The sequence below is a fragment of the Hominiventricola sp. genome (genome assembly GCF_057604405.1).
In genome coordinates, this window is sequence record NZ_DBLYVB010000040.1 from 1 (window position 1) to 7,920 (window position 7,920).

Below are 7,920 nucleotides of genomic sequence, written 5' to 3' on the forward strand. Positions count from 1 at the left end.
TTTACATTAGAGAAATCAATCTTCTCCGGCTCAGCTTTTACCTCTTCTGAAGGCTTAGAACTTACGCCATTTTCATCCTTTACGCCACCAATGCTCTTCATCGTCGGGAATTTTTTTGATTTTTCTTCATTACCCTTCGTGATGCTTCGCTGTGCTATTTCTATTAAATTGTCTTCTCTTCATCACCATTCATGATGAATCATTGTCAAATCATATCTGTTGTCAATTTGATGTCATTTGGTTATTTCTGTTGTCAGATGAAAGGGTTCATAAGCCCTTCTTAAAATACATCCATTGTTGCAGCCAAATGTTCAAATGTTTCCTGTTTTTTCTCCTCTGTCGCTTCTGCATAGATATCCATAGTGGTCTGAATATCCTTATGCCCCATGATCGACTGGATTATTTTCAGGTTTGTTTCTCTTTCACAAAGCCTTGTGCAAAATGTGTGTCTCAAGCTGTGCGCTGAAAAATCCGGCAACAGCACCGGCTCCCGATGCTCTTTTTTTGCCTCTATTTCTTCTGTTGCGTTATAAGCAGATGAGATTCTCTTGATTGCTCGATTGACTGACTGGGCATTCATTATATTTCCATAACGGTTACAGAAAACAAAGCCTGTCATTCCGTCAATCTCTGCATCTGTCCAGCCATTTTCTTTCTGCTCTTCCCAGATCATTTCAAAAGCATCTTTCACTGTATCCAACATGGGAATCGTACGCATTCCGGCTTCTGTTTTCGGCGTCGAAATGTGATTTTCCGATGCCCGGTCTTCTCCTACCGGATAATACGTCAGATTATGATTGATGCTGATAATCCGCTTCTCGTAATCAATGTCTTCCCATCGAAGCCCTAAAACTTCTCCAATCCGGCACCCGGTTCCAAGAAAAATCGTAAAAATCGGCCACCAGTGAAAATAAATCGGATGCGCAGCAATATATTCCATAAATGCTCTCTGCTGTGGAATCGTCAGTGCATGTCTCACACCGGTCTTCATGCCTAAGTTTTTCTTTAATTCTGCCATGACTCCATCCGTAGGATTTTTTCTGATAATGTCATCCCTTACAGCCAGTTGAAAAGTTGGATGCAATAACGTATGAATGGTTTCCAATGTGTTAATCTTCAGTTCCTGCTTCTTGGTCAAATGATTATAGAACTGCACCACATCAGAATACTTAATCTCTGCTATATTCCGCTTTCCAAATGTATCCCGGATAAATCGGTCATACATATAAAGATAATTACTCTTGGTCGTTGGTTTCAGATTGTTTTTGAGACTCATGTAGCGGTCAAATACAAAATTTACTGTAGCCTTTCCGGCAACATAAATATCCAGACCGTCCATCTGGTCTTTCATGAGCTGTGCTTCTTTTTCTCGAAGCGTTACAAGGTCTTGTGCATAAACATACTTACGTCTTCCAAGGGGATCTGTATAAGTATATACATACCTCTCATCGGAACGTCTCTGTGATTCACCTTTCCGCAAGACTCTGCCTCGCAGATCTTTTCTTGTCTGTGCCATATAAAATCCTCCTTCAATAAAGGAAGGACTTCATGTTATTCAGGTCTGTTCAAAATTCTTTCCAGTCCCTGCAGGACAACTTCTGTCACAGTCATTTTGTGCTTTCCGGCATAATCGCAGATACGCTTATACATAGAATCTTCCACCCGGATACTCAATACTTTCTTTTTTACATTTTCCGACTTTGGTCTTCCTGTCTTCGCCATATCTGTTCTTATTCCTCCACATCTTCATTATAGTTTTCGTATGACAAAAAGTCAATCCCTGTTTTTCGTCCTTCCACAATTTTTTCTTCCCTACGCAATCCGGAATGTCTCCAGATACTTTTCAAATATCTCACAGTTTACAAGGGCAACCTTGTCAATCTTATACACTGCTTTGGCTTCTTTCGCCAACTCCTGGAATTTCGTCAGCCCAATGCTGTAAAGCTCTGCCCCTTCCTGATAACGGACGAATTTCTTTGCTATTTTCTTTGTTTTCTCTACATCTTTACGTGCATATCCCATACACCGCACCTCCTTTTCTGCATGAAAAAAGCAGCTAACCTATTTTTCATAGACTAACTGCTCGTGTTAAGTTCCATATTCAGTTTTATTCTACAAATCCGACAGTGAAATTCGGTCGTATGCGCCATTTTTCTTATCTTCCGGGTGTGGCTCCAATCCAATAATTGTAATATCTTTCTGGTCTGGTCCATAAACCCAGTACATTCTCATTGCGCCACTGGTTTTATTTTCCAGATAAGATTGCCACACTTTCATTCCGTAACGTCTGGATAATGGCTCTATTTCATGGGTTTGAAGACTCGGATAACCCGGATCAGCCGACAACAGCTTTAAAGCCTTTCCCCATTTTTTATACAACTGTTCTTCCTTCTTTTTTATATTACCGGAACGATATTTCTCCTGCAGATCTAACCAAAGTTCCTGCATTTCAGGAATTCCCATTCGTATATTAAAATTCATCTCTCATTCCTTTTAAAAATCTGACAGGTCAATAGCCTGGGAAACATCGCCTCTTTTAAAATTGCTTACTGCACGATCCATATCTGCCAGAGTTCTGGCTGAAATGCACTCTGGCACTGCCAGTTCCCGAGGTTCCAGAATAATGCAGCCATTTCCATATTCTTTTACATTATAATACTGATAAGCAGCTCCTCTGAGAGTAATTCTTTTTTTGTTATCCAGATGGGCAACATAATCTTTCATTGCTTCCATTATCAACACCTCCTACGCAAGCATTTGTGTGGGAAATCCCACCTCTTATTATTATAATACGCTTTTCTATATTATCTGTCAATCTACTTTTACTTACTCCTGATACTTGAAAGTATTCATGCACCGGCAGACGGCAGGTGGCAGATAGGGTATCTATAAAAATCTGTATTTGCTTCGATGACTCTGCCACCCATCATTCTTTTAATCGAATACTATTCTCCTGCTTTTCATTTACTTGGTACTCCAACTCATTCTTCATTCGGCTTCTCACATCACGCATTGTCCTCCCGGATATTCCCTGCTCCTTTGCCTTTTCGTCTAATTCCCTGATTGAAATTTCTTTTTTATCAGCAAGCAGTTCCCTGATCAATTTTCTCCCTCGCTCCAGCTTTGTTTCTGTTGCTTTTCCTTCTTTTCCATCTAACAATTCATCTGCGGAAATCTCATAAGCTCCCACCCATCGAAATCCTTCTTCGTCTCCCAGTTTAAATGCCATTGTCTCCCCTGGTGGCGCTAGCGAGCTTTTTTCATGAATCAACACCCTTGTGGTTGGATCTTTTCTTACTTTTCCGATGAAAATCAAGCTTCGCACTGCTGCCATAATATCAATAGAACCAAGTCCTCGATAAGTGCTCTGTGTTCCGGAAGATTTATTCAGATGTCCGATCAGCACAATGGCACATCCGGTCTTCTCGGCAATCATTCCCAGTTTTCGGAACACCGGACGCACTTCATTTGCCCGGTTCATATCCACATCTGCTCCAATAAATGCCTGTACCGGATCAATGATTACAAGCCGCACTCGATTCTGTCTGACTGCTTTTTCAATTCGATCATCAGATAGGGTTAATGCTTCTTCCGTATCATCAATTACCATAACCCGGCTCAGATCTGCTCCTGCTTCTATCAGTCTTGGCTTGATAGTGTCACCCATACCGTCCTCTGCTGTCTGATAAATTACATTGAACGGTTCAATATCTTCCATATTAGGAAATAACTTTCGATTGGTACAAGCTGCCGTCAGCATCATTGCAAAATAAGTTTTTCCTTCTCCCGGATTGCCCTGAATGATTGTCAGTTTTCCAAATGGAATATAAGGAAACCACAACCACTCCACACTGGTCTGCTTAATATCTTCATAACATAACATCGGCACCAGTTCTTCTGCTTCTGGTACTTTTATTGTGATTGTTTCTGCGATTGCTTTCTTTCTGTCAGTATTTTTATCACAGAGGATTTCATTCCAGTCTTTTCGCGATGGTTTCAGACGAATTACACTGTATCCTTCTGAGATTTCTCCTGCCAGTTTCTCACAAGCCTCATTCCCTGCCTGGTCATTATCCAGGCACAGGAAAACAGAAGTAATCTGAGGGCGTTCAGAAAGAAAGGTCATCAGTGCCACACTGGAGACTCCACCCAGACTCAGGTAGCTGCGTTTCTTCCAGTCTTTGGGAAACAACTGAATAAAAGAGAGCAGATCAATGGCTGCTTCAAACACAAACAACTGATTATCCGTTCCTCTGTGGCAAAATCCAAAAGCTTTATCAGAACCGGCTACATCTCCACGATATTTCATTTCACCAGTTCCACGGCAATGTGCATATCTTGGAATACCATCTGCATCTCTGCCGATAAATACAACATTATGATGCTTCTTTTCTTCGTAAATATCTCCTCTGACAATCCATTCCATCACCAGATTTTTCTCAAGCTCTCTGCTTTCTGTCAGATACTTTACAATCATTTCATTATCTTTATTTTTCTCCGGTAATCGGAAGTCTTTTGACGGGGCGGGGCAGGACTTCTGCCTGCCTTCGCCTTCTTCCCCGATCAGCATTTTCACTGCTTCCGGGAATGTTGCATAATAAAATTCCATTACAAAATCTACCGGATAACCTCCTTTACTCTGACTATGCCGATACCATCGGTTTCCGGATATCGTTACACTGTCATGCTTTTTCCAACGGTATTCTCTGCCACTTTTTACCAACTGTTCTCCCTGTTCGTTCAGGAAAGAAACAAGATCGGTCTGGTTTGCTCTTGCAATCTGTTCTTCTGTATACTGCATTTTCATCATCCTTTCCTATCTGTCCTGTTGACAGACTGTTATAAACTCATCTCATGGTTCCGTTTTTCCCTCACTGCCTGTTGTTTTGCATCACGCTCTGCACACTCTTTCTTCTTTTCATCCAATTTTCTCAGAAGAGAAGTCTTCTTTTCTGGCTTCTTCTCCTGCTGATTCACCGGCTGTTGCTCTGCTTTACCGCTTTCTTCAAAAATATCTTCCGTCTGAGCTGCGTGAAATGCTGGGAACTTTGTCTGCTTCTCGCTTTTTTCTTCTGAACGCCCGGAAGTATCTGCTTCTGCCATTTCCCGGTCACGTCTGGCAATATCTGCACAGGTCTGTACTTTTTTCACAAAAGCCAACTCATCTTGATATGGCTGCTTATCTGCTTTCAGCTCTTCGATCGCTGTCCGGAGTTCTTCTTTTTCCCGTTTCCATCTGGCAGTTGGCACTTTTCCATTTTTATCCAGATGCTGTTTCAGCTCCCGTTCACATTTGCGATAGTAATTGATTTCTTTCTTATGCTGCTGGTAATATTTCTCCCTTCTTTTCTGAAAATAGAAACGGTTATATTCATCAATCAATGGCTGGTTTATCTTTATTACTTCTGCCATCTTTTGTAGATTTTCCAGTTTCTTTAACTGATCTCGCTTTTCGGAAATCTCTTTTTTACTGACTGATACAACACCATTCAGTTCATCAATCCGTTCCTTCAAGTCATCCATTGTCTCTATCTGATGTGTCTGAAGATAATTGATAGACTTTGCAAACTCCTGTAAGTTGGAGAGATTCTTCCCTCTCCGTTTCATCTCCGCATAGAAATTTGGGAGCGGTAGTCTGCCCTGTGTCTTTTTATCATAATAATCTTGCAGGCTTTCCAGAAGTGTAGGGTTCTGTCTGCGATCCAGTTCTACCTTCATTTCTTCATAAGCTGTCTTCATCCACTGAATGGATTCTTTCAAAGAAATAAACATCTGATTGAACTGTCGAATAGCTCTGTTCAGTTCCCCGATGATTGTTTTAATCCCCTTTTTCTCCATCGCCCGAACTTCATATCCCTCATGTATGGTCGGAATCAAGTCAATTCCCTGCTCTTTGTAAGAACGGTGATCAATTCTGGCTGCCATGTGGCACTCCCGGAATTTTTCATTTACTTTCTCCGTCCACGCTCTTCTCCATTCCTTTAAAAGCTCCGGATCATTCCACCCGGTAGTGGAAACAGCATTGAATATATCCTTCCCTTTAGCATCTTTTATCCGGTTTCCATCTTCATCCAGAACATATTCCCGTTTCTGCTTGTTGCCCCATCTTCCATCTTCTGTAAAAGGACGGATTGGAGCAAGTACATGAAAATGTGGATTATCTGGTTCATCCTCATTCTTTGATTTTCCCTCATGAACTGCCAGATCTACAATCATGCCATGTGCTACGAACTGCTCCCGGCAAAACGCTCTTGCCAGTTCTATATTTTCATCTAGCGTCAGTTCATTTTGCAAAGCAATATCAAAAGAATAAGCTAACTGTGCCCGTTTACTTTTCTCCACCTTTTCTACCTCATTCCAGAGTGTTTCCCGATCAGTCAGACGTTCCGGCACATATTCCGGCGTCAGAATTTCTGTGAAAACTACTCCAGACTTTTTTGTATAGTCATGCGTCTGTCCATAATAATCGTTATAAAGCTTCTGCCCCGAAATATACGCTGCGGAATTAACCACTGTCTGACCTTTTCCTCTGGACACCTGCTTTACCGAAAAATGATACAATGCCATTAACTGTCATCTCCTTTTTCTGCTCTTTCAACTGCTTCTGCAATCTGCTGTTGCTCTTTGTGTAAGGCTGCTATGTAAACCTGTCGCACAATACTCTTGTTGTAACTACTGTTCTGCAACTGTTCCATAACATCCTGAACTTCTTCCTGTTCCAAATCTCTGGATAATGGAAATGCTTTTTCAAACTCTGCTCCTTTAACGATCAATCTGTGGGAACGTTCCTTTCGCTCCACTATCCTTTTCCTCTGTTCAAGAATATTTTTATTGTGGATCGCATGTTCCAGTTCCTTTTTACTTTTTTCCATGTTGGCTCTCAGTTCTTCCAATGACATGGATTCATATTTCGGATTTTTTGCTCTGCTCACTTTCCTGTCCTCCTTTTTCTGTAAACAAAAAGAACCGGTCTTCTCATAAATGCCGATTCCTGGATATAAAAAACAGAGGTCGTTGTTTCACAATAAAGAAATACTGACCTCCGCAATTTTAAAATAGATTAGTTATTACAATAGGATAGGCTTCTTGCCGCAAGGGGAAATTATCCCCTTGTACGAAATCTATGATTTCGCTATATTCCCGGATTGAAATTCTTCAAAGTCAGGAATGGCACCGCAGGTCGCACGATACAGGCAGATGTAATTGCCTGTATAGAAGTGCGCTCTTAGCTTTGCTAAGAGAATTATGCCGTATCCGGCTTGCTATCTTTAATCTGTAAATTCCATCATCTCGTCAATAGTACAATCCATTTTCTTACAAATTTTCTCGACTGTTTCCATTGATACATATTGATTTTTTCCCATCCGGGCAAGGATATTTGCACTAATCCCGGTGAGGTGTTGCATTTCTATTCGCTTCATATTTTTATCAATGAGCTGTTTCCACAATCTGTTATAACTTACACTCATAAATAACCTCCACATTTTTATTAGACAGATTTCTGCTTTTATTAGTCAAACGGATTTTCTCCATCCTTCGCTTCCATAAATCCGTCTTTATCTGTTTTCGGAGTTTCTGATGAATCTGCTCCAGCACCGCTGTCCTTGTTCTGGGCAAATTCATGTTCTTCCACAATCACATCTGTGGTATAAATCGTCTTTCCATCCTTATCCTTATAACTGCCAGTGCTGATGCGACCACCGATCACAATCCGCATTCCCTTGTGAAGATATTTCTGTGCAAACTCTGCACTCTTACCAAATGTTACACACGAAATAAAATCCGCTTCCTGTTCACCATCACGTTTATATTTTCTGTTCACTGCCAGTGTATATCTTGCTACTGCCATATCATTATCTTTTCCGGCATATTTGATCTCCGGATTCTTTGTCAGTCTTCCCATTAAAATCACTCTATTCA

Annotated in this window: 10 protein-coding genes; all 10 read right to left on the reverse strand. The window is 41.0% G+C overall.

Going from position 1 to position 7,920, the window contains the following annotated elements; genetic code table 11:
- Nucleotides 1–280: 280 nt before the first annotated feature.
- Nucleotides 281–1,516, reverse strand: a complete 1,236-nt coding sequence (locus ACZMB2_RS13330) for a site-specific integrase (protein WP_055282084.1) — start codon at nt 1,514–1,516, stop codon at nt 281–283.
- Nucleotides 1,517–1,551: 35 nt separating this feature from the next.
- Nucleotides 1,552–1,722: a hypothetical protein gene (locus tag ACZMB2_RS13335; protein WP_172677201.1), complete on the reverse strand. Its 171-nt coding sequence runs from the start codon at nt 1,720–1,722 to the stop codon at nt 1,552–1,554.
- A gap of 90 nt (nt 1,723–1,812) precedes the next feature.
- Complete coding sequence (locus ACZMB2_RS13340) at nt 1,813–2,022, reverse strand: DUF6462 family protein (protein ID WP_005609464.1); 210 nt, start codon at nt 2,020–2,022, stop codon at nt 1,813–1,815.
- Between the two features lie 90 nt (nt 2,023–2,112).
- A complete protein-coding gene (locus tag ACZMB2_RS13345; RefSeq protein ID WP_242853638.1) occupies nt 2,113–2,463 on the reverse strand; it encodes a hypothetical protein in 351 nt (116 codons plus the stop codon).
- Nucleotides 2,464–2,493: 30 nt separating this feature from the next.
- The gene (locus tag ACZMB2_RS13350; RefSeq protein WP_055282085.1) at nt 2,494–2,733 is read right to left on the reverse strand and encodes a hypothetical protein; all 240 of its coding nucleotides are present in this window, start codon (nt 2,731–2,733) and stop codon (nt 2,494–2,496) included.
- A gap of 193 nt (nt 2,734–2,926) precedes the next feature.
- Nucleotides 2,927–4,801 (reverse strand): AAA family ATPase, encoded by a 1,875-nt coding sequence (locus tag ACZMB2_RS13355; RefSeq protein ID WP_055282228.1) that lies wholly within the window; start codon nt 4,799–4,801, stop codon nt 2,927–2,929.
- Nucleotides 4,802–4,839: 38 nt separating this feature from the next.
- The gene (mobQ, locus tag ACZMB2_RS13360) at nt 4,840–6,567 is read right to left on the reverse strand and encodes a MobQ family relaxase (protein ID WP_148872499.1); all 1,728 of its coding nucleotides are present in this window, start codon (nt 6,565–6,567) and stop codon (nt 4,840–4,842) included.
- Nucleotides 6,567–6,932, reverse strand: coding sequence for a DUF3847 domain-containing protein (locus ACZMB2_RS13365; RefSeq protein ID WP_055282090.1), 366 nt, complete (start codon nt 6,930–6,932; stop codon nt 6,567–6,569). Before ACZMB2_RS13365 ends, mobQ begins: the two co-directional genes overlap by 1 nt.
- A 336-nt stretch (nt 6,933–7,268) precedes the next feature.
- On the reverse strand, nt 7,269–7,469 hold the full coding sequence (locus ACZMB2_RS13370; protein WP_055282092.1) for a helix-turn-helix domain-containing protein: 201 nt from the start codon (nt 7,467–7,469) through the stop codon (nt 7,269–7,271).
- Between the two features lie 41 nt (nt 7,470–7,510).
- On the reverse strand, nt 7,511–7,920 hold a 410-nt coding region (locus ACZMB2_RS13375; RefSeq protein ID WP_487597102.1), incomplete at its 5' end, for a single-stranded DNA-binding protein.